The 26,435-nt window shown below is 39.3% G+C and carries 19 protein-coding genes and 1 tRNA gene; 12 read left to right on the top strand and 8 right to left on the bottom strand.

Going from position 1 to position 26,435, the window contains the following annotated elements:
* Positions 1-47: 47 nt before the first annotated feature.
* The gene (locus tag FHG64_RS11385) at positions 48-1,226 is read right to left on the bottom strand and encodes an acyl-CoA dehydrogenase family protein (RefSeq protein ID WP_139066518.1); all 1,179 of its coding nucleotides are present in this window, start codon (positions 1,224-1,226) and stop codon (positions 48-50) included.
* A gap of 143 nt (positions 1,227-1,369) precedes the next feature.
* Here FHG64_RS11385 and FHG64_RS11390 point away from each other — a divergent pair, with 143 nt between their 5' ends.
* Positions 1,370-2,200, top strand: a complete 831-nt coding sequence (locus tag FHG64_RS11390; protein WP_139066519.1) for a tetratricopeptide repeat protein — start codon at positions 1,370-1,372, stop codon at positions 2,198-2,200.
* Positions 2,201-2,312: 112 nt separating this feature from the next.
* Here the strand turns inward: FHG64_RS11390 and FHG64_RS11395 are convergent, their stop codons facing one another.
* The 3 genes from FHG64_RS11395 to FHG64_RS11405 all read right to left on the bottom strand — a co-directional run bounded on the left by FHG64_RS11395 (position 2,313) and on the right by FHG64_RS11405 (position 4,246).
* Positions 2,313-2,975 carry a tRNA1(Val) (adenine(37)-N6)-methyltransferase gene (locus FHG64_RS11395; protein WP_139066520.1) on the bottom strand — a complete coding sequence of 221 codons (663 nt, stop codon included), beginning with the start codon at positions 2,973-2,975 and terminating at the stop codon, positions 2,313-2,315.
* 135 nt (positions 2,976-3,110) lie between these two features.
* Positions 3,111-3,638: a ribosome maturation factor RimM gene (gene rimM / locus FHG64_RS11400; protein WP_139066521.1), complete on the bottom strand. Its 528-nt coding sequence runs from the start codon at positions 3,636-3,638 to the stop codon at positions 3,111-3,113.
* A 14-nt stretch (positions 3,639-3,652) separates the two neighbouring features.
* Entirely contained in the window at positions 3,653-4,246 is a 594-nt protein-coding gene (locus tag FHG64_RS11405) for a 30S ribosomal protein S16 (protein WP_139066522.1), read from the bottom strand.
* A 264-nt stretch (positions 4,247-4,510) separates the two neighbouring features.
* On the opposite strand from FHG64_RS11405, the gene FHG64_RS11410 reads away from it, so the two are divergent.
* From FHG64_RS11410 to trxA, 3 genes are all read left to right on the top strand, one after another.
* The gene (locus FHG64_RS11410; protein ID WP_139066523.1) at positions 4,511-4,957 is read left to right on the top strand and encodes a ferritin-like domain-containing protein; all 447 of its coding nucleotides are present in this window, start codon (positions 4,511-4,513) and stop codon (positions 4,955-4,957) included.
* 286 nt (positions 4,958-5,243) lie between these two features.
* On the top strand, positions 5,244-9,632 hold the full coding sequence (gene dnaE / locus FHG64_RS11415; protein ID WP_139066524.1) for a DNA polymerase III subunit alpha: 4,389 nt from the start codon (positions 5,244-5,246) through the stop codon (positions 9,630-9,632).
* Positions 9,633-9,788: 156 nt separating this feature from the next.
* On the top strand, positions 9,789-10,106 hold the full coding sequence (gene trxA, locus FHG64_RS11420; RefSeq protein ID WP_139066525.1) for a thioredoxin: 318 nt from the start codon (positions 9,789-9,791) through the stop codon (positions 10,104-10,106).
* A 66-nt stretch (positions 10,107-10,172) separates the two neighbouring features.
* Here trxA and FHG64_RS11425 read toward each other — a convergent pair whose 3' ends face one another.
* Both FHG64_RS11425 and FHG64_RS11430 read right to left on the bottom strand, forming a co-directional pair.
* Entirely contained in the window at positions 10,173-10,520 is a 348-nt protein-coding gene (locus FHG64_RS11425; RefSeq protein ID WP_139066526.1) for a response regulator transcription factor, read from the bottom strand.
* 32 nt (positions 10,521-10,552) lie between these two features.
* On the bottom strand, positions 10,553-12,943 hold the full coding sequence (locus FHG64_RS11430) for a PAS domain S-box protein (protein WP_139066527.1): 2,391 nt from the start codon (positions 12,941-12,943) through the stop codon (positions 10,553-10,555).
* Positions 12,944-13,258: 315 nt separating this feature from the next.
* Between FHG64_RS11430 and FHG64_RS11435 the strand changes: the two genes are divergently transcribed.
* The 4 genes from FHG64_RS11435 to FHG64_RS11450 all read left to right on the top strand — a co-directional run bounded on the left by FHG64_RS11435 (position 13,259) and on the right by FHG64_RS11450 (position 17,174).
* Positions 13,259-14,188, top strand: a complete 930-nt coding sequence (locus FHG64_RS11435) for a DUF58 domain-containing protein (RefSeq protein ID WP_139066528.1) — start codon at positions 13,259-13,261, stop codon at positions 14,186-14,188.
* Positions 14,189-14,369: 181 nt separating this feature from the next.
* Positions 14,370-14,443: transfer RNA gene (locus tag FHG64_RS11440), tRNA-Asp, on the top strand.
* A gap of 252 nt (positions 14,444-14,695) precedes the next feature.
* On the top strand, positions 14,696-15,925 hold the full coding sequence (locus FHG64_RS11445) for a site-specific integrase (protein WP_139066529.1): 1,230 nt from the start codon (positions 14,696-14,698) through the stop codon (positions 15,923-15,925).
* A gap of 157 nt (positions 15,926-16,082) precedes the next feature.
* A complete protein-coding gene (locus FHG64_RS11450) occupies positions 16,083-17,174 on the top strand; it encodes a Fic family protein (RefSeq protein WP_139066530.1) in 1,092 nt (363 codons plus the stop codon).
* Positions 17,175-17,398: 224 nt separating this feature from the next.
* Here the strand turns inward: FHG64_RS11450 and FHG64_RS11455 are convergent, their stop codons facing one another.
* Entirely contained in the window at positions 17,399-17,761 is a 363-nt protein-coding gene (locus FHG64_RS11455; protein WP_139066531.1) for a BfmA/BtgA family mobilization protein, read from the bottom strand.
* A gap of 1,065 nt (positions 17,762-18,826) precedes the next feature.
* The gene (locus FHG64_RS11460; protein ID WP_139066532.1) at positions 18,827-19,660 is read right to left on the bottom strand and encodes a hypothetical protein; all 834 of its coding nucleotides are present in this window, start codon (positions 19,658-19,660) and stop codon (positions 18,827-18,829) included.
* 284 nt (positions 19,661-19,944) lie between these two features.
* Between FHG64_RS11460 and FHG64_RS11465 the strand changes: the two genes are divergently transcribed.
* Genes FHG64_RS11465 through hsdR form a run of 4 tightly spaced genes read left to right on the top strand, consistent with a single transcriptional unit; the run spans position 19,945 to position 26,388 of the window.
* On the top strand, positions 19,945-21,402 hold the full coding sequence (locus tag FHG64_RS11465) for a class I SAM-dependent DNA methyltransferase (protein WP_139066533.1): 1,458 nt from the start codon (positions 19,945-19,947) through the stop codon (positions 21,400-21,402).
* The gene (locus FHG64_RS19605) at positions 21,399-22,574 is read left to right on the top strand and encodes a restriction endonuclease subunit S (RefSeq protein ID WP_246054077.1); all 1,176 of its coding nucleotides are present in this window, start codon (positions 21,399-21,401) and stop codon (positions 22,572-22,574) included. The genes FHG64_RS11465 and FHG64_RS19605 overlap by 4 nt, the downstream gene beginning before the upstream one ends.
* The gene (locus FHG64_RS11480) at positions 22,564-24,018 is read left to right on the top strand and encodes a KAP family P-loop NTPase fold protein (protein ID WP_139066534.1); all 1,455 of its coding nucleotides are present in this window, start codon (positions 22,564-22,566) and stop codon (positions 24,016-24,018) included. The genes FHG64_RS19605 and FHG64_RS11480 overlap by 11 nt, the downstream gene beginning before the upstream one ends.
* Before the next feature lie 3 nt (positions 24,019-24,021).
* Positions 24,022-26,388: an EcoAI/FtnUII family type I restriction enzme subunit R gene (hsdR, locus tag FHG64_RS11485; protein WP_139066535.1), complete on the top strand. Its 2,367-nt coding sequence runs from the start codon at positions 24,022-24,024 to the stop codon at positions 26,386-26,388.
* The last annotated feature ends 47 nt before the right edge of the window (positions 26,389-26,435 follow it).

Genomic DNA, 26,435 nt, shown 5'->3' on the forward strand with positions numbered 1-26,435 from the left:
GTTCCAGGATTTCACCCATTTATAGGTCCACTTCTTTCTCCCCTGGTTTATTTGAAAGCGGGTATACCTGTAATATCGTTCCCGGTGATCAACAAATGAATGTCGTGTGTGCCTTCATAAGTAATCACACTCTCAAGGTTCATCATATGTCGCATTATACTGTATTCCCCGGTAATACCCATGGCACCTAAAACCTGTCTTGCTTCCCTGGCCACGGTAAGAGCCATATCCACATTATTTCGCTTTGCCATAGAGATCTGGGCTGTGGTCGCTTTGCCCTCATTTTTTAATACTCCAAGACGCCAGGCAAGAAGTTGGGCCTTGGTGATCTCTGTGATCATTTCAGCAAGTTTCTTTTGTTGTAACTGGAAGCCGGCAATTGGTTTACCAAACTGTGTCCTTTCTTTAGCATAACGCAGTGCTGTGTCATAACAGTCCATCGCGGCACCAATAGCGCCCCAGGCTATTCCATACCTGGCCGAGTCAAGACATCCAAGGGGAGCACCAAGTCCGCTTTTATTTGGAAGCAGGTTTTCCTTTGGTACCTTTACGTTGTCAAAAATAAGTTCTCCTGTGGCGCTGGCTCGCAGGGACCATTTATTATGAGTTTCAGGAGTGGAGAAACCTTCCATTCCGCGTTCCACGATGAGCCCGTGAATACGGTCGTTTTCATCCTTGGCCCACACTACAGCAACCTGTGCAAAAGGGGAGTTGGAGATCCATAATTTTGCTCCATTGAGCAGGTAGTGATCCCCTTTATCCATGAAATTTGTAGTCATTCCTCCGGGATTGGAACCATGGTCCGGTTCTGTTAGGCCAAAGCAGCCCATCCATTCCCCACTGGCAAGTTTTGGAAGATATTTTTTACGTTGATCTTCGTTCCCGTATTTGTAAATAGGATACATCACCAGGGAGGATTGAACAGAAGCCGTCGAGCGAACTCCACTGTCCCCTCTTTCAATTTCCTGCATGATGAGTCCGTATGAGATCTGGTCCAGACCTGCGCCACCGTATTCTTCAGGAATATAAGGTCCAAAAGCCCCAATTCCTGCAAGCCCGTCTATGATCGATTTGGGGAATTTGGCTTCCTGTGCCGCTTCTTCTATAATCGGGGAAACGTCTCGTTTCACCCATTCACGTGCGGCATCCCGCACCATTTTATGTTCATCGGTAAGCAGGTCGTCCAGCTGGTAATAATCTGGCGCCTGAAAAAGATCCTGTTTCATTGTTGGTTTAATTTTGGTTAATCCTGAGAAGTAAATTTAAGGAAACAGAAATTAGGGACAAGCAGGAAATGAGAACGAATTGAGGAAAGAGGTTCTTTTTAAGGTAATATTTATATATTGTTTGTTTAAACCCACTCCTCTGTATGAAAAAAGTGATCCTTCTGTTTGGAATATTGGCAGCAACCGGATGTAAAGAGCCTAAGGCAAATGAACTTGCTTTTGTAAATCGAGGCTTACCTGTTTCCGAAGAAAAGGAGGCGCAACAAAAAGAGATCATTGAGGAACATCTTTATAACTGTGCAAATAAATATCCGTTATATTCTCAGGAGAGACAGAAGTGTCTTGATGCGGGATTGGAAAAAGATCCCTCAATAGCTTATCTATGGCAGCAAAAAGCGATGCCGCTCTTTAAGCAGGGGAAATATGAAGTGGGAATGGAACACATAGATAAAGCTGTAGAGATTGATCCTGAGCGCTGGCAACCCTATAGAGCTTTTATTAAAGTTATCTTTGCAAAAACGTACAAAGCTGCAATAGTAGATTTCGAAGATTTGCTTGAAAAATATGGTAACGGCTATGTTATGGACCATTCTTATCAATTTCATATAGCTCTTTCGTACTTGCAGTTAAACGAATTTGAAAAAGCAGAAAAGATCTTTGCTGAAGATATCGAGGAGCAGGTAGCAGATTGGGGAGAGGACGGGCAGCACCATCTTGATCTTTTCTATTTAGGCATCGCAAAATATGAACTGGGGAAATGGGAAGAGGCTATTGAAGTTTTCGAGAAGGCTTTAAAGATTTACCCTGAATTTGCTGAGGTACAATATTATAATGCTGTATGTTTAATCAAGCTGGAACGGCAGGAGGAAGCAATAGAATTGATTAAAATCGCTGAGGAAAACGGAAAAGCCGGTTTTACCATCAATGAGGATAATGTAATTTATGAAAGATATCCTTATCAGGTGAGGTGGTAGAGCGGAAGCAATTTAGTTTTGTTGAATATCTTTCCCCGTCATCCATTCTTTGGTCTAAATTCCAGATTCCAGCAGCGTAGCGGTCCAGACTCATTTTTTGAGAAGCAATGCTCTACATCTTCAAATAAAAATCTTTCACCAGCTCCACATACTCCGCGGTATATTCGTGGCGGGCGGTTTCGATAATCAGCTCCTCAATTTCCACTTCTGTTTCTGAAAATCCCAATTCCATCAGACTTCTTTTTGACGGAGATTCCGGGGTGCCTTTTACGTGTGTAATTCGCCGGGGAAATAATTTATAGGTATGTGCAAGTTTTAGAAATGCATCTTGTTCCATTCGCGGAATGATGACATTGAAAGTACCTGTTTCTGAAAGTAATTGAGAAACCCCGTCCAGCAGTTCTTCAAACGGAAGGGCTTCCTGAAACCTTGCAATTTCCCTGTTCGTAGCGGCAGATGCAGCTTCAGAATTAAAAAATGGCGGATTGCTCACAATGAGATCATACTTCTCCTCCTGCATCTCCTCCACAAACTCATCAAAAGCAGCATGGTAACAAAATAACCTGTCACCCCATGGACTGTTCTCGAAATTATCGACAGCCTGCTCATAAGCATCCTCATCGATTTCCAGTGCATCAATAAGGTCGGCATAGCTTCTTTGAGCCAGCATAAGTGCTATAACCCCGGTTCCCGCTCCTATGTCAAGGATCGAAGCGACCGAATCGTCTATCCTTGTCCACGCACCCAGCAGCACTCCGTCTGTGCCTATTTTCATAGCGCATTTGTCTTGTTGGATTGTGAATTGCTTAAATTTAAAGGGAGAAGACAAAGTATTGAGTATTGAGTATTGAGTATTGAGTATTGAGAATTCGTTTCCTGGCTTTTCCTTCTCCCCCTTCGGGGTCGGGGGCTAGTCTAGATAAATCTCCAACAACCCCGGAGGCGTATTAAAGAATATAGTCTTATTCTTCTTATCAAGTTTAGAGATGAAATCGTCATTGACAGGGATAAGGATCTCCTTACCGTCCTTCTCAATTTCAAAAAGCGGTTGAGCCCGGTTTTCATTGATCGACTTGATGATTCCTATATTTCCATAATTAGTGTCCTCTGCAGTGAAACCTATAACTTCGTGAAAGTAGAATTGATCTTCTTCCAGCTCGGGTAGTTCAGATAGAGGTAGGTAGATGTCGCATTTCATAAGATCATCTGCATCTTCCTCTGTATCTACATCTTCAAATTTTACACGCAGCAGGTCGCTTTTTTGAAGGGAACTTTTTAAAATAAAAAATGGAACCAGATTATCGTTATAGTCAACGAAAACCGATTCCATTTTTGTGTAAGCTTCAGGTTCATCGGTATCGAGTTTGATCAATACCTCCCCTTTAAAACTGAATTTACTAACGATTTTTCCTAAATAAAAACATTCATCTTTGGTCATCGTCAATCTGTAAATTACTTCATGTTTTCACCAGCCTGCTTCTCGTCTGCTTTTGCTTCTTCAGCAGTTTGTGCATCTACTTCATTAGAAAGATCTGCCTCTGGCTCTCCTTCTTCAGTTTTTGCAGCAGCATCGTTGGCAGCAGCTTCAGCTTCAGCAGCAGCATTTGCTTCAGCTTCACGCTTGGCATTAGCTTCTTTCTCAGCATCAAGAGCTTTCTTCTTTTCAGCTTCCTGCTCTTTGCTTAAACCTTCTTTCTTAGCAGTAACTTTTCCTTCTTTTTCTTCCAACCATGCCTGGAATTTCTCTTCGGCTTGTTCTTCAGTAAGAGCTCCTTTTCTTACTCCACCTGCAAGGTGATGCTTAAGAAGTACTCCTTTGTAAGAAAGGATCGCACGTGCAGTGTCTGTTGGTTGCGCTCCGTTCTGTAACCATTTTACCGCTCCATCTACATCCATTTCGATAGTAGCAGGGTTGGTGTTTGGATTGTAAATACCTATTTTCTCAAGGTATTTTCCATCTCGTGGTGCACGAGCATCGGCAGCAATAATCCAGTAAAATGGTTTCCCTTTTTTACCGTGTCTTTGTAATCTTATTTTTACAGGCATAAAAATTAATTTGTGAGGTTCGCGACCTCGGTTATTAATAAGTGTGCAAAGATACTATAATAATTTATTCCCGCACATAAAATCTTCAGTTAAAGATAATTATCACTCCGCAGATTAATTCAAGTCTTTTTTCTCTTTTTCTTGCGACCTCCTGCTGCCTGTTAAAACCAGTTAATTAATGCTAAAGCTTGTTAAATAGGTTGATTGAGAGTGGGTTAACCTGTAAATTTAATTCAGAAAAAAGCTAAACAAAAACAGGTTGTTATGAAATTCACAGAGAAGATCTCCGGGATGTTGAATGATCTTTTGGAAAAGAACTATGATACAGAGAAAAATTATCGCTATGCAGGGGAGAATGCACAGGATCCGCAGCTAAAATCCTTTTTTAACGAAAGGGCACAGGAGCGTTATGATTTTGGACATGAGCTTAAAAGTGAAATAAGGACTTTTGGTGAAAGCCCCGAAAAAGGTAGTAGTATAGGAGGAGATATACAGCGTTCCTGGATGAACCTAAAAACTACCTTCTCCGCTAACAAGAACGAGGCGTTGCTTGAAGAGGTTGTAAAGGGTGAAAAAGCTGCAGTAGATGAATATAATGAGGTCCTACAACATACAGATTTACCTCCTTCAACCCAAAATGTGTTGATGAAACAACGTAATGCCATAACAGCGGCACTTAATAAAGTAAAATCACTGGAACAAAGAGCTTAAGACAAAATATTAAGATTTGAATTAGCCCGAAGCCTTCAGGTTGTGCATTATGTTTGACGCTGAAGGCTTTTTTTTATTAAAAATTTTCGTTAATAAATCCCTTCCTCAAATTTGAATAGCATCTTCAAATTTTCCTATTTTTAAGCCTGAAGTTATTCCTAATAGAAAATTTTTATTTCTCTCATTATAAACGAGGTAGCGGGTATGGTAATACTTTTTACAGCTCCCGGAAGAATAGAATTTTGTTTTATTGGACTTCTGTCATGTTGCACAGCAAAACCTGTATATGTACTTAATTTTTGATACCGAGACCACCGGATTGCCCAAGCGCTGGGATGCGCCTTTAACCGATTTTGATAACTGGCCGCGCTGTATACAGATCGCCTGGCAGTTGCATGATGATATGGGGAACCTGGTGGAAAACCAGGATTTTCTTGTCCAGGCAGATGGGTTTAATATACCTTTTGATGCAGAAAAGATCCACGGAATTTCTACCGCTTTGGCAAATGAAGAAGGGGTGCCTTTGCAGGAGGTGCTGGATAAGTTTGAAAAGGCGCTGCAACAAGCCAAATATGTGGTAGGTCAAAATGTAGGTTTTGACCTGAATATTATGGGAGCTGAATTCCTTCGGGAAAACCGCGAGAATCCGCTGCAGGATTTCCCTGTGCTTGACACCTGTACAGAAAAAACAGCCGACCTTTGTAAACTTCCCGGTGGTAGATACGGTAGGTTTAAACTCCCTACTCTTACAGAACTTCACGAGATCCTTTTCAATGAGCCTTTTGCTGAAGCGCATAACGCTACGGCAGATGTCGAGGCGACCACCAGGTGTTTCCTGGAACTCATACGTAAGGATGTTTTTACAAAAGAAGAACTTGATGTGCCGGCAGATTATGTCAGAAATTTTTCTGAAGCAAATCCGCAGCCTATAAAGTTAATAGGATTAAAGCACATCAACCTGAAAAAAGCTTCAGCAGCCATAAGAGAAAGGCTGAAGAAGGAGCAGGCGCCAGAGAAGATTTCTACAGAAGAGATTAAGGAGAATATGGAGAAGATGGACGAGGTGAGATTCTCTCATCTTCACAACCATTCCCAGTTCTCAATCCTGCAGTCCACCATAAGTATTCCGAAGCTGGTGGAGGCCGCCGGAAAGGAAAATATGCCCGCCGTAGCGCTTACAGATCACGGAAATATGATGGGCGCTTTCCACTTTGTAAAAGAGGTAGGTAATTATAATAAGGGGGTGCGTGCCAAAAATGAAGCCGCCCTTGCCAATGATGAACCTGCGGTAGCTAAGGAGCTGAAGGCTATTCTGGGTTGTGAATTCTTTGTTTGTGAGGATCATAATGATAAATCCCGGAAAGACAACGGGTACCAGATCGTACTCCTGGCAAAGACCAAAAAAGGATATCATAACCTTGCTAAAATGGCTTCCATTGCCTATACCGAAGGGTTTTATTACGTCCCTCGAATAGATCGGAAAGTTATAGAGCAGTATAAGGAGGATATTATTGTACTTACAGGAAACCTGTATGGGGAAGTTCCGGGGAAGGTGCTAAATGTAGGTGAAAATCAGGCAGAAGAAGCTTTACTCTGGTGGAAGGAAACCTTTGGGGAGGATCTTTATATAGAATTGATGCGTCACAACCAGGAGGAGGAGAATCGGGTGAATGACGTGCTGGTGAAGTTTGCAAAGGAGCATGAGGTCAAGCTTGTCGCTACCAACAACACATATTATTGTGCCCAGGAAGACGCTAATGCCCATGATATTTTACTTTGTGTGAAGGACGGTGAAAAACAAGCCACCCCAATAGGTCGTGGCCGCGGTTACCGCTACGGCTTGCCTAACAACGAATATTATTTCAAGAGCGATGCAGAGATGAAGTCGCTCTTTAAGGACCTTCCTGAAGCTATTTCAAACATCCAGGAGGTTGTGGATAAAATTGAGCCTTACGAGCTGGCAAGGGATGTACTTTTACCGGCATTTGATATCCCGGAAGAATTCCTGGTAGAGGAAGATAAGGTCGATGGTGGAAAACGGGGGGAAAATGCCTTCTTAAGGCATCTTACTTATGAAGGTGCGAAAAAGAGATACGGGGAGCTTACAGAGGAAATAACCAGCAGGCTGGATTTTGAGCTGGAGGTTATTGAAAACACCGGTTATCCCGGGTATTTCCTTATAACCGAGGATTTCATCCGGGCCGCGAGGGAGATGGATGTGTCGGTAGGTCCCGGGAGGGGATCGGCTGCGGGAAGCGTGGTGGCATATTGTCTCTGGATCACCAATATTGACCCAATCAAGTACGATCTGCTTTTTGAGAGATTCTTAAATCCAGACAGGGTGAGTATGCCCGATATTGATATTGATTTTGATGATGAGGGGCGTAGCCGGGTAATGGATTATGTTATCAACAAATACGGAGCAAATCAGGTGGCCCAGATCATTACTTATGGTACCATGGCGGCCAAGTCGGCTATCAGGGATACTGCGAGGGTACTGGACCTTCCGCTCAATGAGGCAGACAGGATCTCGAAGCTTATTCCTAACATGTCCAAACTGGGCAAGATCTTCGGGGTAGACCAGAAAGAGCTTAAAAAGAAATTCCGCAGTGAGGACCTGGATAAGGTAAACGAACTGCTTAATATAGCCGATGGGGATGACCTGGAGGCGCAAACAGTGAACCAGGCCAGGATCCTGGAAGGATCTGTTAGAAACACGGGGATACATGCCTGTGGGGTGATCATTACCCCCAGTGATATTACCAATTTTGTGCCTGTTGCCCTTGCCAAGGATTCAGAACTTTATGTGACGCAGTTTGATAACTCGGTCGTGGAAAGTGCAGGGCTACTTAAGATGGACTTCCTGGGTCTTAAGACCCTTACCCTAATTAAGGATACCGTAAAGATCGTTAAAGGAAGACACGATATCACGCTGGATCCCGATAGTTTCCCACTGGATGATGAAAAGACCTACGAACTTTTCCAGAGAGGGGAGACAGTAGGTATTTTCCAGTATGAATCCCCCGGGATGCAGAAGCATATGAAGGATCTTAAACCCACGGTTTTTGATGACCTTATCGCAATGAACGCACTTTACAGGCCGGGGCCAATGGAGTATATCCCAAGTTTCATCGCGAGGAAGCATGGAAATGAAGAAATCGCTTATGACCTTCCGGAAATGGAAGAATACCTGCAGGAAACCTATGGGATCACGGTATACCAGGAGCAGGTGATGCTTCTTTCGCAAAAGCTGGCCGGTTTTTCCAAGGGTGAAGCAGATATGCTGCGGAAGGCAATGGGTAAGAAGCTGGTAGACCTGCTGGCAAAACTGAAACCTAAATTCATTGATGGCGGGGAAGCAAAGGGTCATCCAAAGGAGATCCTGGAAAAGATTTGGAAAGACTGGGAGGCCTTTGCATCCTATGCCTTTAACAAGTCTCACTCTACCTGTTACGCCTGGATCGCGTACCAGACCGCTTATCTAAAAGCACATTACCCGGCAGAATATATGGCGGCCGTGCTTTCCAATAATATGAATGACATCAAGCAGGTGACTTTCTTTATGGAAGAGTGCAAGAGAATGAAATTAAACGTTCTGGGGCCAGATGTGAATGAATCCTACTATAAATTCTCTGTAAATAAAGAAAATGCAGTAAGGTTTGGAATGGGGGCAATTAAAGGTGTGGGGGCCGGGGCTGTTGCCACGATCGTGGAAAACAGAAAAGGAGATAAAGGTCATTACAAGTCAATCTTTGATATGGCCAAGCGAATAGACCTACGGGCTGCAAATAAAAAGGCATTTGAAAACCTTGCGCTGGCAGGAGGATTTGATGCATTTGGGAACCACCGCGCTCAGTATTTCCATGACGAGGGAGACGGGATCACCTTTTTGGAAAAGGCCATAAAATATGCGGCGAAATTCCAGGAAAGTGAGAATTCCTCGCAGGTAAGTCTTTTCGGTGAAGCAAGTGATGTACAAATCCCGGAGCCTGTTGTTCCTCCCTGCGAAGAATGGGGAACGATGGAGAAATTAAAACGAGAAAAGGAAGTGGTGGGGATATATATTTCTGGCCACCCTCTGGACGATTTCCAGGCAGAGATCAATTATTTCTGTAATGCAAAAGTTTCAGATTTTAATAATCAGGAGAATTTCGTGAACCGCGAGCTGGCATTTGGAGGAGTGATTAGTGATGTGCAGCACAGGGTTTCCAAAATGGGAAAGGGCTGGGCGGCTTTTACGGTCGAGGATTACTGGGATTCTTATGAGTTCAGGATCTTTGGGGAAGAATATCTCAAATTTCAGCATTTCCTGGTGCCAAATTCCTTTGTGTTCATTAAAGCGCTTGTCAAAGAAGGTTGGACAAATAAGGAGACCGGGGCTAAGGGTGATCCAAGGCTTCAGTTCAATAATTTTCAGCTGCTGCATGATGTGATGGATATGTACGCAAGGAAACTAACTATTCAGCTTGATATAAACCATCTTGAAGATGGATATATAGATACCTTAAAGGATATAATTAGGGCACATCGCGGAGACCATAATCTTAATTTTGTGGTATATGAAATGAAAGAGCAAATGAAGGTAAGTATGGCAAGCAGGAAGCAAAAAGTAAAGATCTCACAGCAGTTGCTCAATGCCCTGGAGGATGCCCAGGTGCATTACAAGCTTAATTAGGCCGGTCGTCTTTAAGACAGTGCGTAACTGGATTTAAGCCTCCCGGAATAACGGCAGGTAATAGATTTATAGCCAAATCCTATGCTGCAACTGTAAGGAATGGAATAAAAATTGACTATTTTTACATATTAAACATAACAGAAAAACAAATATATTATGGCTTTAGAGATAACAGATGCTAATTTCGAGGAAACGGTTTTGAAAAGCGAAAAACCTGTAATGGTAGACTTCTGGGCTGCGTGGTGTGGACCATGTAGAATGGTAGGTCCAATCATTGATGACATTAGCAAAGACTATGAAGGTAAAGCAGTTGTTGGAAAACTTGATGTTGACGCCAACCAGGAATTTGCCGCTAAATACGGAGTAAGGAATATTCCAACTGTTCTAATTTTCCAAAATGGAGAAGTTGTGGGACGCCAGGTAGGTGTTGCTCCTAAGAATACTTATGCAGATGCTCTGGACGCACTATTGTAGTCCTTTTTAATAAAAACAAACAGGCCCGGGAATTATATTCACCGGGCCTGTTTGTTTTCTCCTTTTTTAGGCGAGCTGCCTTTCTATTCTTACCACTAAATCGTCCACATCAAATGGTTTGGCTATAAAGTCATTGGCTCCTTCCAAACTGCTTATATGAGCGTGTGCAGACATTAAGACTACAGGGATGTTGCGTGTGGAGGAGGCATCCTTGAGTTGCTTACAAATATCCAGCCCGTTCCCATCTGGCAACATTATATCCAGCAGGAATAGATCAGGTTTTTTATCAGGCTGTCTGTTTTCGAAAGCCCTTGCCGTTGGGAAGGTCTGCACAGCATAATCATTGCTCATTAGCAGGAACTCCAGGAGTTCCCTTATTCCGTCGTCATCTTCTACTATAAATATCTCTTTCATTTTAAATTCGCATTGTTACAGTTTAGAACTGCCTATGAGGGATTCATCTTTGTTGTTTTCTTCTTCTTTTGGAGAAGGGGTAAAGTGATAATAAATTCTGAACCTTTGCCATAATCACTTAAAACTTCTATGTAACCTTTGTGTCTGTCTATTATTTGTTTGGTGATGTATAATCCCAGTCCAAGCCCGTTTATACCCTTTGTTGTCTCTGCCCTGTAAAAACGGGTAAACAATTCTTTTTGCTGTTCCGGGGTTAAGCCTATTCCTTCATCCCTAACCTTAATTTTTGCAAGTTTTTTATCAATCTTGAGATCAAGATAAATGCAATTTGCTCCCGGGGAATATTTAATGGCATTGGTCATAATATTTAGAATCGCCTGTTCTATCCGTTGTTTGTCACCCTTTATTATAACCGGGAGCTCCCCCAGGTTGCTCTCTACTTTGTGAGTGTGTATTGAATATCCAAAGGTTTCAATGATTTCCAGCAAGAGCTCCCTAAGATCGAAGTTCTCCAGGTTAAAATCCAGTTTTCCTTTCTCGATCCTTGACATATTCAGGATATCTTCAACCAAAGTATTGAGTTTATCTACCTGGTGGAGGGCTTTGTTCACGAATAGTGTTGGCGTATTTCCTATCTCCAGTTTTGAAAGTACCTGCAAATATCCTTTGATCGTAGTAAGAGGTGTTTTTAGTTCATGGCTAGCCAGGGCAATAAACTCATCCTTTTTATCACTAAGGGATTTAACCTGCTCAAATAATCGTGAATTATCAAGAGAGACTGCAGCCTGTGCTGCAATGTTCACCACCAGTTCCTCGTGCTCTTCATTGAACCTTTCTTTTTCAGGATGCCCGTATAGCAATCCACCAATGACCTCCCCGGTCTTAGAAACCACGGGTACTGCCATATAGCTGCTTACATCAAAATGTCCGGACGGCAGTCCCTGGTGCGGTGTATTCTTCCCATACGCATTGTGCTGCCGTATATCATCCAGGCGCACCACTTTCTTTTCTACAAAAGTAGGAATGAACATATCTGTATGGCGAGGCATTGCCAGGCTTTTGATAGCTTCTTTTGGAACCCCTGAAATTGTAAAAAGCCTGAAACCTTTACCTTTCTCATCCTTACTATTATAGAAGAAAGCTCCAAAAGCTGCGCCGGTTAATTTTGTGGTAACATCAGTTACGCGTTGCAGGATACCTTTAAGATCAAGATTTTCAGAGATGCTTTTTCCTACCGTATTTAATACTTCAAGACTGCGGGTGTATTTAGCAAGGGTTTCCTGTGCCTGTACCTGCATAGTTATATCACGGGCTACTTTTGAGGCTCCAATGATCCTCCCCTTGCCATCTTTAATAGGGGAGACAGAAAGTGAAATATTAATTAATTTCCCGGTTTTACTTTTTCGCACCGTTTCAAAGTGGTCTACTTTTTCACCCCGGCGTAATTTATTAAGAATAAGCTCTGCTTCCTGCTGGCGGTCCTCGGGTATTAATAATTTAATCGATTTTCCAACGGCTTCAGTCTCGGTATAACCAAACATAATTTCAGCCCCACGGTTCCAGCTCATAATAATACCGTTGAGGTTTTTGCTGATGATTGCATCGTCTGATGATTCTACAATGGCTGAAAGTATTGCCTGTTTTTCTTCAATTTTTATCCTTTCAGAAATATTGCGGGCAACTTTGGAGGCTCCCACTACCTCTCCGTGGGCATTCTTTACCGGGGAAACTGTTACAGATATTGGAATTTCCCTCCCTGTTTTATCGAGCCTTATGGTCTCTATGTGGTCTACTCTTATGCCGTTCCTAATATTATTTAGAATATCCTTTTCCTCCTCCTGCCTGTTTTCGGGAATTAAGCGAAGGATAGATTGACCAATGATCTCCTCCTCCGTATAACCAAAAATTCGCTCTGCTCCTGCATTCCAGCTTGTTATTATTCCATTGAGGTCTTTGCTTACAATAGCATCTTCAGACGATTCAATGATGGCAGAAAGTGTTGCCTGTTTAATATGGTCCTTTTCCTGTCGACTTATATCAATAAGGGAAAAGGCGGCACCACAAACCTTTCCGAATTCATTACATCGCCGCTGTGCAAATACCAGGACGTTCTTATAGGTCCCATCTGGCCTTTCTATACGAACTTCTGTTGATGGGGAGTGATTGGTTTCATTTATTGCTTTGAGGGCGGGAAAATCTTCAAAATCCATAGGTGTACCATCTGGGAAAAAAAGTTTCCACGATCCACACCACTTGTCTTTTCCCAGGACAGGTTTTCTACCCCAAATTTTTGCCGCTGCTGGATTATAATAAGTGATCACCCCAAGTTCGTTACAGGTGTAAAAAGCAACAGGAGCGCTTTCCAGAAGATGCTCAAGATCTAAAGGAGAGGTCCCCGGGGATGGTTGCGAATTAAATTCCATACTCTTTTAGTTAAATAGATCGCCTGGTTAAAGGCCTGCTTTTCCCGGAAGCGTGGGGTTATTGAAAGGTAAATATAAACCCAATGATCAAAAATCCTCCCTTTCCTATAAAATCTTATAATCTCTTTAACATCTACTGCTTGAGATTCTACTAATTCCGTTTTGGATACGCGGTTTCAGCAATCATATGAAAATATTATTGCTATTGTAAACAGGCCCAATAAAAACGCTGGAATAGCTGCTTTTAAAAAGCTAATTTTTAAGGGGCTTTTTCACTTCAGAATCTTTAATTTAGTAAACTACGGTAAAAGCGATATGGACTTACAAGAGGAAATACACCGGGCAGGAGGATTTGCCAATCTGGAATTACTGGCCAAACAGGTAGTGGAAGGTTTTATTTCCGGGATGCATAAGAGTCCGTTCCACGGTTTTTCTGCAGAGTTTGCAGAACATAAGATCTATAATAACGGGGAAAGTACCCGTCATATTGACTGGAAACTATTTGCCAGGACAGATAGGTTGTATACCAGGCGATATGAAGAGGAGACGAATTTGAGATGTCATATGGTGATAGATAATTCTTCTTCGATGCATTATCCACCCGTAAAACATCTGGAGCATCATAATCTCAATAAAATAGGATTTTCAGTATTGGCAGCAGCTTCAATAATGGAAATACTTAAAAAACAGCGGGATGCTGTAGGTTTAAGTGTATACAGTGATACATATGAATTCTATGCACCCGAAAAGGGAAGCGAACGGCATCATCAAATGTTGCTTGGCCAACTAAACCAAATTGTGGCAGGGGAGCCTGGGACAAAAGCCACCGATAGTTTTACATATCTGCATCAAATTGCTGAAAAACTTAAGCGAAGGTCCCTGGTGTTTTTATTTACTGATATGTTCCAGGCAGATAAGGAAGAGAAGGAGTTGTTTGAGGCGCTGAAGCATTTGAAGTACAATAAGCACGAGGTTGTTTTATTTCATGTACTGGATAAGCAAAAGGAATTGAACTTTGATTTTGATAATGCTCCCAGGCGCTTTACCGATGTAGAGACAGGTGAGCATATTGATCTATATGCCGAAAACTTCAGGGAAAATTATACGACCGCTGTTGCCGGGTATTTTAATGCACTCAAGTTACAATGTGCCAGGTACCGCATTAAGTATGTGCAGGCCGATGTTAGGGGGGATTTCAAGAAGATCCTTACAACTTACCTGGTGGAGCGGCAGAAATTTGGCTAAACCCGGAAGTTTTTAAATAGAATTCAGGGAGGATTTTATAAAATTGAAAAAAAAGATTTGATCCTAGTTGGTTGAGAAACAATTTTTTGCCCACTGTCCCGGGGGAAACTGAAAATAAAATTGAAAAAAATGTTTGCGTAATGTAAAAACTGCTGTATATTTGCCCTCGCAATCAAGCAACGGTCTGGTAGTTCAGTTGGTTAGAATACCTGCCTGTCACGCAGGGGGTCGCGAGTTCGAGTCTCGTCCAGACCGCTTATTACATAGCAAAATTACACTAAAAGCCTCTAAATCAATGATTTAGAGGCTTTTTAATTTTATTTAATGTCAAAAAATGGCATTTAAATGTAAGTATTTGGTGCTCAATTCGGTGCGTCTTTTTAGCTTTAAAAAAGACGCACCGAATTTCTCGTAAAGTAGTGTTAATAAAGGCGTAGCAAAGATCCTTTAACACTTTTCAACCCCCTCTTTTTGTACCTTATAGGTAAGTTTTTAAAAGACGCACCTATGGCAACTTTATTAAGCATTTTATTTTTTCCTAAAAAAGGAAGGTCCACTTCCTCAGGATCCGCTGTATTATATACCAGAATTACTTATAAAGGTAAACGGGCGGAGTTCAGTACGAGCCGCAAAATTGATCTTCAAGTGTGGAATAGCAAAAGCGGAAAGGCCCGAGGGACATCAGAAGAAGCCCGGTCTGTTAATAGATTTCTTGAAACTATTCGCGCTTCTTTATATGAGGTGCATGATAGACTTCTCCGGGAGGATCGACCTATTTCGGCAACTGCTATTAAAGATATCTATTTAGGCAAAGAGGAGAAGCAGTATATGTTGCTGGAGATCTTTCAGGATCACAATGATCAAATGAAAAGTTTGATAGGAAAAGGATTTACGAAAGGAACCTTACAGAGGTATAATGCATGTAAGCAGCATATTGAAGATTATCTCGCGTTCCGGGGCAAGGGAAAAGATATTCCTGTAGTGGATGTGGATCACAAATTTATTACGGGCTTTGATCATTATTTAAGGTCAGAGAAAGATTGTGCGCATAATACTGCTCAAAAGTATATCGTTAATTTCAAAAAGATCATTCGTATAGCTCATGCCAATCAGTGGATCCAAAAAGATCCTTTTTTTCACTGGAAGGGTAGCTGGAAATCTTCAGAACGTGAATTTCTTACTGATCTTGAGCTGCAGGAAATGGCTGAGAAGGATTTTGATATTCCCCGCCTGGAATTAGTGAGGGATATTTTCTTATTCTGTTGTTATACCGGATTGGCATTTGCTGATGTAAAGAAACTTTCTTCAGAGGATATTGTCATTAATATAAGCGGTAAGAAATGGATCAAAACCAAAAGACAGAAAACTAAAAGCTTAAGCAGTATTCCTTTGCTGGAGCTTCCGGAGGCAATACTCCAAAAATATGCCGATCATCCCCATGTTACATCCGGTAAAGGAGTGCTGCCGGTGTTGACAAACCAAAAGTCCAATTCATATTTAAAGGAAATAGCAGATGTTTGCGGCATCAAAAAGAACCTCACCACTCATTTAGCCCGGCACACTTTTGCCACTACTGTAACGCTTTCTAAAGGTGTACCTATAGAAAGCGTGGGGAAGATGCTTGGGCATAGGTCTCTTAAAACCACCCAAATTTACGCCAAGGTGCTGGATGAGAAGGTGGGGAGGGATATGGAAATTTTGCAACAGCAAAATAAGGTTGTGGAGGGCATGAAATAAGAAAAACTTAATAATAAGTAGAAGCCCATTCTTTTGCCAATTAAAAAACAGAGTAAAAAACGCGCACCTACCAAAAAACTCTTTATGAGCTATAAAAATCATTTTTATAGCTCATTTATTGTGTGTATATTGGGCTATAAATTTTAATTAATAGCCCATGTCGTGGAACTGGCAACTTAAAAACTGGCCTGATTTTGTATTCACCTCCGAAGTTTTGCTTCCCTATGAAAAAGCATTTTTGCAAAAAGCGGGTATGTTGTATGGTAGTATAAAGCATATTAATAATGAGGATCATGATGAGTTAAAAGTAATGCTGCTTAGTGATGAAGCGTTTCAAACATCTAAAATTGAAGGTGAGTTCCTGGATAGGGATTCATTGCAATCCTCAATTCGTAAACATTTTGGCCTTCAGGGCGATAAAAGTAAAGTGTCACCTGCTGAACACGGAGTTTCAGAAATGATGGTTGATCTTTATAAGAATTTTTCAACACCTTTAACTCATGAGCAATTATTTTTATGGCACGAAATGTTGATGAGCGGTCGTCGGGATCTTCAGAATATAGGTGGTTATAGAACCCATTCAGATCCCATGCAAATAGTCTCAGGGTCTATGGGGCGGCCTATAGTTCATTTTGAAGCTCCACCATCTAGTCGAGTTAAAAAAGAAATGGATAAGTATATTTTATGGTTTAATGAAAAAGGCAGTAAAAATCCCGGCCCTTTGGTTAAATCTGGTATTGCACATTTGTATTTTGAAAGTATTCATCCTTTTGAAGATGGAAATGGAAGAATTGGTCGTGCGCTATCGGAGAAAGTATTATCGCAATATTTGGAGCAGCCTACTTTGATTGCTCTTTCACATATCATAGAAAACAATAAGAAGCTTTATTACAAATCTTTGCAACTCAATAGTAAGGAAATTGATATCACTGGGTGGTTAGAATATTTTTCTGAATCGATACTTCTTGCTCAGGATTATACGCAAAGAATGATTGATTTTCTAATAGATAAAACGAAGTATTTTCAGGAATTTGATGGAAAATTCAATGAGCGCCAAAAGAAAGTGGTGCATCGAATTTTTCGGGAAGGAATAGAAGGATTCAAAGGAGGTTTAAGTGCAGATAATTATATTAAGATAACCGGGACTACAGCTTCAACTGCCACCAGAGATTTGAAAAAAATGGTTGATTTAGGAGCTTTGAGAAAAACTGGCGAAAGAAAAAGTACTCGTTATCATTTAAATCTGTGAGATGCGTGTTACCTAAAAGAACAGATATCAACCCCAGCGGCGCAAAATGGAATTTTGTGATAGGTGACCCCACCAAAAGTTGTAGGCCTTTCAAATATTATCCCGATTCCACCTTCCATAACATACACCTTTACGGGTGTAATATGCTTAATTTTTAATATTCTATACTAAAAGGTACATTAATATTTTTTATAGAATATTATACCTGACCAGGTACATTTAATTTACCTATTGAACTCCCGGTAATTAGGCTTGTTCCCAGTAAGTCGTTTCTTCTCCACCAGCAAGGGCTTCTTTTTTGGCTCTTCCTGTTCCAGTAGTGCCTGGAGAATGCCAATTGTAGGTTTGGTTTGGTTCTTCTCAATCTCTTTCATAACAGCTATTACTGCATTGATCCTTTTCTTAATCAAATTTTCAATTGTCCTTGCCCTGGGCCCCAATTTTTCCTTTGGTGAAATTTCGTTGTAAAGGAAAAAATCCAGCATAGTTGACAAGGCTTCGGTATGGGTTTTAAAATGGCTTCTGGAAAATTCCTGAAACCTTGCTGCAGTTGTTTTTTTAAATCGAATATTTTTAAATGGTTCCATAAATTTTACTATTTGCCGCAAAAAATTGCTGTTTATTAGGGAGTTTAGGGACATTTGCCGCAAATCCTGTTTTTTGAATTTATACCTTATATTTTAATATATTGACAATCAACTACTTGAAATAGAAAAGGAATGCTTAACATCGCTCTGCGTGTTACCCTCTTGCTATTCCTTTTCCTTTCTTAAATCGAATTTAATTCAATGTCGAAAGGGTTTAAATTCAGTGGAGAATTTTAAGAAAAAATCTTGTGTAGAATTATTATATCTTTAAGGAAGAAGTAGTTTCTATAGGAAAAACTAAATCCCTTTGCCATCTACATTGTTTTGAAAAGACGTAGTTTTTGTAAACTATAGTGATTAAATAAATTTACTTTCCATATCCAAAGCGTTTTCCATTTTTTGATCAATCTATCTTTGGATTTGATAATTCCTTCATCAGCTTAATTTACTTCCCATAGAGCCATGGCTGTTACCATTTTTTGATGCCTTATAATTTGTGATTTAGAATTAGGATAGGCCGTAGGAGAGGAAAGATGCGGATCAAATTTTATCTTCAAGGCCGGCTAACTTCTAAATCACATTCTTTTGCTTCCCAAAAAATGGTTTTTCAGAGATGGTCTGGAGTGGAACTTTGCAGTGAAGTGACAGCCGGTGAATCTAATTTCGAATGGGAGTTCAGGCAAAGCGGACTTGTGTCTGAAATTTTCTCCGGGAGTGAAGCGCTCCGCTTTTTTTGCGGAAAAGCGAAACGGGAGGAAGAAATTCCAGCCATATGTCCAAGATCTCTCGACGAAGCTCTTTTCCTGAAGTGGAGTGAAGCGGAATGGAGGGAAATGTGCTGAGGGTTTACAACCAAATAAATCAATTAATCACCCAAGTTTTTTTAACCCATCTTCAACTTGTGCAGCAATCCATCTAATGGTCGACTTTTAGGAAAGAGTACACCATTTAATAAGCCCAACCGTACGAACCTTTCATCCCATTTCCTCTCTGGTCCTGTCAAAATCTCCGGTACCCCAATTTTGATTTATAAAATCTAAAGTAATTGCCCGCAATTGATTCAATTTATCTGGAAACTTGTTGTAGTTCATAGCAGGATAGGCGAGTTCCATCATCATAATCATAGCCCAAATTGGGAACCTCTGGAGTATACCAAATTTCTTTTAGACCTAAAGTTCCTACGTGGAAAACGTAAGTGTTGGAGAGGGGTCCTTCTTCAATATAAGAATCAGAAAAAAGATAAATAATTTCTATCCATTCTCCGTTCAATTTGCTTTTTTGTGTAACAGTACTGTCATTATAATTAAAAGTATGAAAAGTTTCCTCCTCAATTGTCTGAAGAATGATACCATTTCTTTCCCTATCATAAAAGGTGCTTTTAAATGTAAACACATTTTTCGATGTTGAATTCTTATTATTAGTCTTATAATTAGGTTGAGGTACAGCTGTTTCTCTGGTTTTAATCTGAGAGGGAGAAGAGTTATTTGGTGAGTTTAATTCCTCAATATTATTATGACTTCTTGTGCCGAAAAAAATTAGTGCTAAAATTCCTATTATTCCCAATATTAAACCGAAATCCCATTTTTTTCTTTCTTTTTTACTAACGGCTCTATTCTCCTTTGGTTTCTTTTCAGCTGGTTTTTTACTTTCTAAAAATAAGGACTCTGAAGAGTGATTCGAGGAATAAATTTTCCACTGGCGCGGTTGGGACTGTGTTTGAATAGCATTTAACTTTTTTTGTTCTAAAAGTGATTTCAAAAAACCTCTATCTCTTTCAAATTCGGTAATAAGCCTTTTATCCCATAGTAGCTTGTTTGCAGTACGAAGAGTAATAAATTTTTTTTGAGTTTCAGATAATTTTTCGTCCAAAGCAAATCGTATTTCTTCTAATCGGTCCATTATTTATAGTTGTAAATTTTAAAAATTTGAAAGAGTACTGGAAGATCCACTTATTACGCTTAGTTTAAATCTATAAAAATCATTTGGTTAGACCAAATAAGAGTTTATTAATCAAAGTTGAGTTTATATTTTTTAAGGTTCTCGACTAGAATGAAAAAAAATCCGGTAGGAATTATAGCAGCGATTTTTATTTGTAGCCAGTGAGAGAAAACATCTTTTGTATTTCTTAACATTTCAGTACTTTTACCCATACCCTACCCTTAATTATAATATACCCTAAATAAATGTTTGAACAAACCTTCAAGAACATAGATGATATCCTGTACAAAGATGCAGGAGCCGATAGTGAATTAGATTACATAGGCCAAACCTCCTGGGTGCTCTTCCTTAGATATTTAGATGAACTGGATAATGAAAAAGCCGATGAAGCTGCTTTAGAGGGGAAAGACTATGAATTTATCTTAGATGAAAAATACCGATGGTCTAATTGGGCAATGCCTAAGGATGTTAATGGTGAGTTAGATCATCATATCGCTATGACAGGTCCAGATCTTATAGCCTTCGTAAATAATGAGCTATTTCCTTATCTTGCTGGGTTTAAATTAAAGGCTAAAGACAATCCGAAAACCATTGAATATAAAATCGGGGAGATCTTCAGCGAGATCGGCAATAAAGTACAAAGCGGGTATAACTTACGGGAGATACTTTCTTTAGCTGATACTTTGCCATTTAAGTCTACTAAAGATAAGCACGAGCTAAGCCACCTGTATGAAACTAAGATTAAGAATATGGGGAATGCAGGAAGAAATGGTGGACAGTATTATACCCCACGTCCTCTAATCAGGTCAATGGTGCAGGTCACTAATCCAAAGATCGGGGAAACTGTTTATGATGCAGCAGTGGGCTCAGCAGGCTTCTTGTGTGAGGCTTATGAGTATATGTATGAGAAGATGGATAAAACCACTTTTAACCTCAAAACCTTGCAGGAAACTACCTTTTACGGAAAGGAGAAGAAGAATCTTGCCTATGTTATTGGTGTTATGAATATGATTTTACACGGCATCGAAGCTCCTAATATTATTCATATCAATACGCTAACGCAATCTATAAGAGATATACAGGAAGAGGACAGGTACGATGTAATCCTTGCTAATCCACCATTTGGGGGAAAAGAACGTAAAGAAGTACAACAAAACTTTGACATTAAAACAGGAGAGACGGCATTTCTGTTTTTACAACATTTTATAAAGAGCCTCAAAACGGGTGGAAGAGCAGCAATTGTTATAAAAAACACTTTTTTAAGCAACACCGATAATGCGTCTGTAAGCTTAAGAAAAAACCTTTTGGAAACCTGTAATCTGCATACGGTATTAGATATGCCTGGGGGAACTTTTTTAGGGGCAGGAGTTAAAACCGTTGTCTTATTCTTTAGAAAAGGCGAACCCACAAAAAGTATTTGGTATTACCAGCTTGATCCAGGCAGGAATATGGGTAAAACCAATCCTTTAAATGATAAGGACTTAAAGGAATTTGTTAACCTGCAACCTACCCAACCTGAAACCGAAAAATCCTGGAATCTGAAACTGGCAGATATAGATGAAACCAGCTATGATCTTTCAGTTAAAAACACAAATACTCCTGAAGAAGCACCTTTACGGGTTCCAGAAGAAATTTTACAGGAAATGAAAAGTTTGGATGCGGAAACCAATCAATTGCTAACTGAAATTGAGGAGTTAATATGAAAGAAGGTTGGGAAATAACTACCCTGGGAAATATTGGGAAGGTTTCTATGTGTAAAAGAATTTTCAAAAAAGAAACCTCCGCAACTGGGGAAATTCCATTTTATAAGATAGGAACATTCGGTAAACAGGCTAATTCTTATATAAGTCAAGCCCTCTATAAAGAATATAGAGAAAAATATCCTTTTCCAAAATTAGGGGATATTTTACTATCAGCGTCTGGTACTATAGGAAGAGGTGTTGTGTACGATGGGGAACCTGCATATTTCCAAGACTCCAATATTGTATGGATAGATAATGATCAAAAAAAAGTATTAAATGAATATCTGTATAAATTTTATGGTTATTGTAATTGGAATCCTTCAAAAGGAGCTACAATCTCCAGACTTTATAATGATGATCTAAAGAGAATCCAAATTCCAGTTCCACCACTCGAGGAGCAAAAACAAATCGTTCAAATCTTAGACCAGGCTTTTAAAAAATTAGATCGAGCCATTGCCAATATTGAGCAGAATATTAAAAATGCCGAGGAACTGTTTCAAGCTGAGCTTAATGAGGTTTTTAGTCACAAAGGGGAAGGTTGGGATGAAAAAACTTTGGGGGAGTTAGGAAAAGTTTCAATGTGTAAAAGGATATTAAAAAAGCAAACTACTACTGAAGGTGGAGTTCCATTTTATAAAATTGGAACTTTTGGCAAAGAGCCCAATGCATTTATCCCTGAAGAAATTTATAATGAATTTCGCAGTAAATATTCTTTCCCTAAGAAAGGAGATATTCTTATTTCCGCTTCGGGGACAATAGGTAGACGAGTCGTTTATGATGGAGAACCTGCATATTTTCAGGATTCAAATATTGTTTGGATTGATAATGATGAAAGTGAGGTATTAAATGAATTTTTATATGAGTTTTATGGTGTATGTAATTGGAATCCTTCGAAAGGTGCTACAATTGCTAGGTTGTATAATGATGATTTAAGAAGAATAAAAATATCCTATCCTCCAATAGAAAAGCAAAAAGCTATTGTTCCAGCAATTAGAGAATTGAAGAAAAAAACGAAAAACATAGCGGACCAATACAGGATGAAACAGAAAAATCTTGAAGAATTGAAAAAGTCCTTATTGGAAAAAGGTTTTAAAGGGGAGTTGATTAAAGAGGAGGTGACGTATGAAGATTAAGCATCAGGAAATAGTAGTGCCAAACGATGGCACAGATCCTTTTATAAATTGCAAATTAGACCGTAGAGATTATGCAAATATTTTAACAGATATTGTTTCCACCTACGCTGATGGGTTTGTTATGGCTCTTAATAATGAATGGGGTGCTGGAAAAACCACTTTTGTAAAAATGTGGAGACAAAGCCTTAAAAATGAAGGTTACAAAACTCTTTATTATAATGCCTGGGAAAATGATTTTGAAAAGGATGTTTTAGTAGCGTTAATTTCAGAATTGGAGGAATTAAAAGATGCTGATAAATTAGCTAATCCCGAGGCTGTTGAGAATGCTTATAAAAGTGTCGTAAAAAAGGCAGCTTTACTTACCAAAAAAGTTGGGCCAGGAATTATTAGAGCAGCATTTAAGAAATATGCAGATACCGACAGTGAGGATTTATTAAAAATAATAGAAGGAACGTCAGAAGTAGCTTTAGAAACTCTAGAGGCAGAAATCACCTCATATACTAAAAGAAAGGAGGGATTAAAAGAATTTAGGGGAAGCCTAGAACTACTAGTTAAGAATGTCACTTCAAAAAAACCTGTAGTTTTTTTTATTGATGAATTGGATCGCTGCAGACCAACCTATTCTGTTGAGGTTTTAGAAACAGTAAAACACTTATTCAGTGTTCCAGGAATTGTATTTGTGCTTTCTATTGATAAGGAGCAATTGGGTCACGCAGTAAAAGGAGTTTATGGCAGTGAAGGTTTGAATTCCGATGAATATCTACGGCGTTTTATAGATGTTGAATATAACTTACCAAAGCCAGATTCCAGGCAAGTGAGTGAATATTTATATCAGTATTTTGGCTTCGCACAATTTATAGAGGAAACCAATCGAATTGGTTCAAGTTCCTTTCGGGATGATAAAATAAACTTCATCAATTTTGCAGCTCTTCTATTTCATAGTGAAAAAATTAATTTCCGTCAAGCAGAGAAAATATTTGCAATTGCTAGAGTGGCTTTGAAAACCTTCAAGCAAAACAATTTTATATTCCCTGACTTACTAATCTTTTTAATCTTCCTAAAAGTATTAAATCCAAAAGTCTATCTTGGAATTTTAAATAAAACATATACCGTTCAAGAGCTGATAGATGAAATAGATCGTTTTCTAATTGGAATGGCATCATCTGATGATGGTAAATATTTTGGTTTTGCCATAGTTGTGCAACTAGCTCATTATTACCATAATTTTAAAGTAGACGGGATATATTCTACTCAGCAGATTTCATTTAATAGGGAAGATAAAGGAATTCAGGATAAAATTTTCATTACTTCTAAATTGGAATCATCGGACGCTAATAAAGATCTAAAGAGAATAAATGCAAATGGCTGGGCTCACAATCCTAATAGAGTGAAGATTGATTATTTGATGAATAAAATTGATCTACTTGATCCAGTAATTTTTTAAATTATGAACGAAGCCCAAACTGAACACGATTATATAGATCCCGCATTAAAAGACGCAGGTTGGGGAGTTGTAGAAGGAAGTTTTATTAAAAAACAATTTCCTATAACCCAGGGAAGATTGTTGGGCAACGGGAGAAGGCAAATGCCTTTAAAAGCAGATTATGTACTGCAATATAAAAACAGGAATTTAGCTGTTATAGAAGCCAAGGCGGCTGATAAATATTATACATCTGGTCTTGCACAAGCAAAAGAATATGCTGAGCGATTACAAGTTAGATTCACCTATGCTACCAATGGTTTAAAAATTTATAAAGTAGATTTAGAGGAGGGTATAGAAAATGACGTACCTAAATATCCTACTCCTCAGGAACTTTATGATTTAACTTTTTCCCAGACAATAGAATGGAGAGAGCGACTTTTTGAAATACCTTTTGAAGATAGAAGTGGAACTTGGCAACCAAGATATTATCAAAATAACGCAATTACAAAAGCTTTAGAGGCTATAGCGGTTAAAAGAAAGCGAATTCTACTAACTCTTGCTACTGGTACAGGAAAAACAGCCATAAGTTTTCAAATAGCCTGGAAGTTGTTTCACGCTAAATGGAATCTTTCGGCAATAGATAGTCGAAATTACCATTCCAGAAGTCCACGCATTTTATTTCTAGCAGATAGAAATATTTTGGCAGATCAGGCTTTTAATTCTTTTAGCGCTTTTGAAGAAGATGCACTGGTACGAATTAAGCCTTCAGAAATAAAGAAAAAAGGTAGTGTCCCTAAAAACGGGAGCATCTTTTTCACCATTTTTCAAACTTTTATGAGTGGCCCTGGCGACACACCATATTTTGGAGAGTATCCTAAGGATTACTTTGATTTTATAATTATTGATGAGTGTCACAGGGGAGGAGCTAATGACGAAAGTTCCTGGAGGGCAATTATGGATTACTTTAAGCCAGCAGTACAATTAGGTTTAACCGCTACTCCTAAAAGAGATGTAAACGGAGATACTTATGACTATTTTGGGGAACCCGTATATGAATATAGTCTAAAGGAGGGGATTAACGATGGATTTCTTACACCCTTTAAAGTAAAAGAGTTCAGCACAACGATAGATGAATATACTTATGATCCAGAGGATGATGTAGAAGGAGAAATCCAACCTGATAGAACCTATAAGGAGCCTGACTTTAACCGTTCCATTGCAATGGAAGCCAGGGAAAATTATAGGGTAAAACTATTTATGGATCTGGTGAATGAAAATCAGAAAACTTTAATATTCTGTGCTACACAGGATCACGCAGCCCAGATAAGGGATATGATCAACCAGTACAGCAGTAGTAAAAATCCTTTATACTGTTGTAGAGTTACAGCCGATGATGGCGGAATTGGAGAACAGTATCTAAGGGATTTCCAAGATAATGAAAAATTGATTCCTACTATGCTTACAACTAGTCAGAAATTAAGCACTGGTGTAGACGCTCCTGAAATAAGAAATATCGTCCTGCTGAGATCGATTAATTCTATGGTAGAATTTAAACAAATTGTAGGTCGAGGAACCAGACTTTTTAGGGGCAAGGACTATTTTACCATTTATGATTTTGTAAAAGCACATAAACATTTCAAAGACCCAGAATGGGATGGTCCCCCATTGCCACCTGAAGTGATAGAGCCAAGACCTAAAAAGCCTTGTTTTGAATGTGGTGAATTTACCTGTGTTTGCGAAAAAGTTCCACCAGATCCTTGTCATATATGTGGATATGCACCGTGTAGGTGTAATAAGGTGAATAATGTTGTTAAGGTTAAATTATCAGATAGGAAAGTACGGGAATTGGATTCAATGGTGAAAACCAGTTTTTGGGATCCTGATGGGAAGCCAATTTCTGCTGAGACATTTATAAATAGGCTTTTTGGCGATATTTCAGGATTATTTAAATCAGAAGAAGAGTTAAGAAAAATTTGGAGCACTCCTTCTACAAGAAAAAAGCTCTTAGAGGAGATGGAAGACAAAGGATATTCTGAAGCGCAACTGGAAGATTTGAGAAAAGTAGTTCACGGGGAAGACAGCGACCTTTTTGATGTGCTGTCCTATATAGCCTACCATAAAGATTTGGTTCCTAGAATAAAAAGGGCTGAGAATGCCAAGGTTCATTTAACCTCATATTCCTCGGAACAGCAGGATTTCTTGAATTTTGTTCTAAGGCAGTATGTTGAAGCAGGAGTTGGTGAATTGGATGAAAGCAAAATTAAGGATCTGCTTGTTCTGAAATACAAAGCAATTGCAGATGCGAAAATTAAATTAGGCGATATACCTTCCATACGACAAACTTTTATAGCATTTCAGCAGCATCTATATAGACAATCAAACACTGCGTAAGTCAAATGAAAAAAGGAAAAAAATTTAGCTCAAAGGTGATTAATAAA

Origin of the sequence: Antarcticibacterium flavum (genome assembly GCF_006159205.1) — a bacterium.
In the GTDB taxonomy this organism is placed as follows: domain Bacteria; phylum Bacteroidota; class Bacteroidia; order Flavobacteriales; family Flavobacteriaceae; genus Gillisia; species Gillisia flava.

Bases quoted from the DNA above. Each gene is read 5' to 3' on its own strand.
- FHG64_RS11425 (WP_139066526.1), bottom strand. From the start codon at position 10,520: ATGAAAGAGATATTTATAGTAGAAGATGACGACGGAATAAGGGAACTC.
- FHG64_RS11450 (WP_139066530.1), top strand. From the start codon at position 16,083: ATGTCGTGGAACTGGCAACTTAAAAACTGGCCTGATTTTGTATTCACC.
- hsdR (WP_139066535.1), top strand. From the start codon at position 24,022: ATGAACGAAGCCCAAACTGAACACGATTATATAGATCCCGCATTAAAA.
- trxA (WP_139066525.1), top strand. From the start codon at position 9,789: ATGGCTTTAGAGATAACAGATGCTAATTTCGAGGAAACGGTTTTGAAA.
- FHG64_RS11455 (WP_139066531.1), bottom strand. From the start codon at position 17,761: ATGGAACCATTTAAAAATATTCGATTTAAAAAAACAACTGCAGCAAGG.
- FHG64_RS11390 (WP_139066519.1), top strand. From the start codon at position 1,370: ATGAAAAAAGTGATCCTTCTGTTTGGAATATTGGCAGCAACCGGATGT.
- FHG64_RS19605 (WP_246054077.1), top strand. From the start codon at position 21,399: ATGAAAGAAGGTTGGGAAATAACTACCCTGGGAAATATTGGGAAGGTT.
- FHG64_RS11385 (WP_139066518.1), bottom strand. From the start codon at position 1,226: ATGAAACAGGATCTTTTTCAGGCGCCAGATTATTACCAGCTGGACGAC.
- FHG64_RS11445 (WP_139066529.1), top strand. From the start codon at position 14,696: ATGGCAACTTTATTAAGCATTTTATTTTTTCCTAAAAAAGGAAGGTCC.
- FHG64_RS11405 (WP_139066522.1), bottom strand. From the start codon at position 4,246: ATGCCTGTAAAAATAAGATTACAAAGACACGGTAAAAAAGGGAAACCA.
- rimM (WP_139066521.1), bottom strand. From the start codon at position 3,638: ATGACCAAAGATGAATGTTTTTATTTAGGAAAAATCGTTAGTAAATTC.
- FHG64_RS11410 (WP_139066523.1), top strand. From the start codon at position 4,511: ATGAAATTCACAGAGAAGATCTCCGGGATGTTGAATGATCTTTTGGAA.
- FHG64_RS11480 (WP_139066534.1), top strand. From the start codon at position 22,564: ATGAAGATTAAGCATCAGGAAATAGTAGTGCCAAACGATGGCACAGAT.
- FHG64_RS11465 (WP_139066533.1), top strand. From the start codon at position 19,945: ATGTTTGAACAAACCTTCAAGAACATAGATGATATCCTGTACAAAGAT.
- FHG64_RS11435 (WP_139066528.1), top strand. From the start codon at position 13,259: ATGGACTTACAAGAGGAAATACACCGGGCAGGAGGATTTGCCAATCTG.
- FHG64_RS11395 (WP_139066520.1), bottom strand. From the start codon at position 2,975: ATGAAAATAGGCACAGACGGAGTGCTGCTGGGTGCGTGGACAAGGATA.
- FHG64_RS11430 (WP_139066527.1), bottom strand. From the start codon at position 12,943: ATGGAATTTAATTCGCAACCATCCCCGGGGACCTCTCCTTTAGATCTT.
- dnaE (WP_139066524.1), top strand. From the start codon at position 5,244: ATGTACTTAATTTTTGATACCGAGACCACCGGATTGCCCAAGCGCTGG.
- FHG64_RS11460 (WP_139066532.1), bottom strand. From the start codon at position 19,660: ATGGACCGATTAGAAGAAATACGATTTGCTTTGGACGAAAAATTATCT.